Consider the following 2,948-nt stretch of genomic DNA (forward strand, 5'->3'; position numbering starts at 1 on the left):
TATATTTGCATCAACCAGACAACGTTTATCTCGCGCTATTTTGCTTGATGAAGGTAAACCACAATACACAGCATTAGATGAAAGCCGCACTAATGAAACCTTTAATATCCATGTAATGGACCTAGATGGCAGCGCCATTAAGCAGTTAACCTTTAACTTAAGCCATGACTTTTACCCATTGGTACTGCAAAGCGGAAAGATTTTATACAGCCGCTGGGATCGAATGGGCGGCGGCCATGGAATTAACCTGTACCGTATGAATCCAGACGGAACAGAAAACGAATTAGTATTTGGCTGGCATTCGCATCAATTGCCCCTTGACGGCCAAGCCGAGCCGATAGATTTCATCAAGCCACAACAATTAGCTAGCGGCGAGATATTGATGTTGTTGGCATCACAGGATGACACCAGGATTCAAAAGCGTCCGGTGCTGATTAATATTGATGACTACATTGATGCTCAGCAAGCCACTGCCAACTCTGGCGCGCAAGGCGAAGCGATTACAGACGCCACGTTATCGGAGTTTAACTTCTCATTTTCTGCCGCATTGTCAGAAAACGGTAGAATCAATCATTTATACCCACTACCCGATAACAGCCAGCGCTTTTTAATGAGTTGGGATTTGTGTCGTGTTGTTGTAAATGACATCGTCCGTGCCTGCGGCCAACTCACCGCGGAGCAACTCGCTGACGACAATCTGATTCAAGCCGATCCATTATACGAGTTATGGCTACTCAATAATGCCAACAATACTCAACAATTAGTGGCCACCACATCTCAAGGCACTGTGCTAACTGAATCTGTCGTAATGCAACCTAGCGCACAACCAAAAACCTTTATCGCTGACAAGGTTGTCGGCAACGAACTTGATTCGCAATTAAGCCAAGAGTTAGCCGGCTCGATTCACATTCGTAGCGTTTATGACTTTGATGGTATCGACACCACTGCCAACGTAGGTGGTATTAGTCGTTTAAGTGACCCATCGCAAACACCTGCAGCCAACTTACCGGCTCGCTTTTTACGAATTGTACGTGGTGTTCCAATGCCACCCGATGACGTAAGAGACATCCTTAATACTGATTTTGGCCGCAGTAATAACCAACTCATGCGCGAAATTATCGGTTATAGCCCAATTCAACCCGATGGTTCAGTCAAAATAAAAGTGCCTGCTAATGTCCCATTGGCCATCAGTGTATTAGACATCAATGGTCAGCGTATTGGTGGACGCCACAGTCAATGGATAACCTTAACGCCGGGTGAAAACCTAGAATGTACCGGTTGCCATACCGCTAACAGTCAACTACCTCATGGCAGACTCGACGCCCAAGCAGCCAGCATTAATACCGGAGCCGCGGGTGGTTCAGCCTACCCTAATGCCACGAGTAATATCATTCCTGCGCAAGGACAAACCATGGCCGAAGCCGATGAAATGGTGAATGGCCTTGCCGAGCTTAGCGACAGCATCAAATATCAAGATATTTGGACTAACCCCGTATTGTCTGCCGTTAATCCAAATATTGAATACAGCTACAGTAATTTAGCCACACCGGCACCTAATGGCAGTAAATGCTTTGAAAATTGGACGCCCTATTGCCGCATTCAAATTAATTATGTTGAACATATTCAACCGCTGTGGGACTTAGCTCGACCCGTTATAGACGCAACAACTCAAATGATCGTTGCCGATAACACTTGTACCAGTTGCCATAATATCGTCGATGTAGATGGCGCAGCGCAAGTACCAGCGGGACAATTGTCGTTAATCAATTCACCTTCAGGCGATCAAGCCGCACACTTAACCTCATACCGTGAATTGCTGTTTAACGACGTTGAGCAAGAAGAAGTCGACGGTATTTTAATCGATAAATTAGTTGAAGTGCTCGATGCCGATGGCAACGTGGTTTATCAAGTAGACAGTAATGGTGAACTTATTCTCGACGCAGACGGTAACCCTATTCCAGTGTTAACCACAGTCAATGTACCCGCTGTTTTATCGACTAATGGTGCTCGCTCAAGCAGTATCTTTTTTGAGGTGATGAATAATACTACCCATCAAAATATGCTGTCGGCCGATGAGCTCAAATTACTCAACGAATGGTTAGACATTGGCGCGCAATATTACAACACGCCATTTTACTCACAAGACTAACAAAGCATGCCACAAGCAAATCCATAGGTTTGCTTCATGACTTTGCGATAGGGAATTATGCGAACATATTTACGAAACACCTTTTTATTGCTGACATTGCTGTGTTTAAGCCCAGTGTTGCAGGCCGACGACAACCCAAGTTTGCGTATTGAGGTGCCCTTTATTGAGCTACATTCTGGGCCAAGTGCTGGCTACCCTGTGGTGTCGATTATCGAAAAAAATGACATAGTCACAGTGCTGCTTAAGCGAACGTCTTGGTTGAAAGTGCAAAACAAACGTGGCGTTGAAGGTTGGTTTCATGAAGATAACCTAAAAGGTTTATCCCAAGATGGCCAAGCCATTGATACCAATTTAATCACAGAACAAGACGTCATCAATCGTCAGATAGAAGCCGGTGTCATGTACGGCGATTTAGAAGGTGCCAATTTTTACAATATCTATGCAGGCTATGCATTTACCCCCGTATTTAGTGCTGAAATATCAGCGGGTAAAGCACTGGGGAGCATTTCAGACAGTGATGTATTTGAAGTCCTGCTGTTTAGCCAACCTCTACCCGACTTAATCGTAGTGCCATACATTGGCGTTGGCGCGGGGATCATTAATACCGAACCCCATAGTGTGTTAGCCGACACCGAATCGCGTCGCAGCACCTTAATGAGTGCTGCGGTTGGGATTAAATATCACCTTGCACGTAATTTTTTATTACGGGCCGAATATAAACTCTCGTTAGCCTTAACCGACCGAGATGAAAATGAAGAGATCCAAACATGGAAAATAGGATTCAGCGTATTTTTTTAAT

2 protein-coding genes are annotated in these 2,948 nt (G+C 44.9%); both read left to right on the forward strand.

Annotation, left to right across the window (positions count from 1 at the left end; genetic code table 11):
- On the forward strand, window positions 1-2,149 hold a 2,149-nt coding region (locus tag CXF78_RS21555), incomplete at its 5' end, for an HzsA-related protein (protein WP_102037606.1).
- Window positions 2,150-2,206: 57 nt separating this feature from the next.
- Window positions 2,207-2,947: an SH3 domain-containing protein gene (locus CXF78_RS18745; protein WP_102037607.1), complete on the forward strand. Its 741-nt coding sequence runs from the start codon at window positions 2,207-2,209 to the stop codon at window positions 2,945-2,947.
- The last annotated feature ends 1 nt before the right edge of the window (window position 2,948 follow it).

The organism is Shewanella sp. 11B5, assembly GCF_002836795.1.
GTDB lineage: Bacteria > Pseudomonadota > Gammaproteobacteria > Enterobacterales > Shewanellaceae > Shewanella > Shewanella frigidimarina.

What these genes read in the sequence shown, in the direction of transcription:
- CXF78_RS18745 (WP_102037607.1), top strand. Translation starts at nt 2,207, where the DNA reads ATGCGAACATATTTACGAAACACCTTTTTATTGCTGACATTGCTGTGT.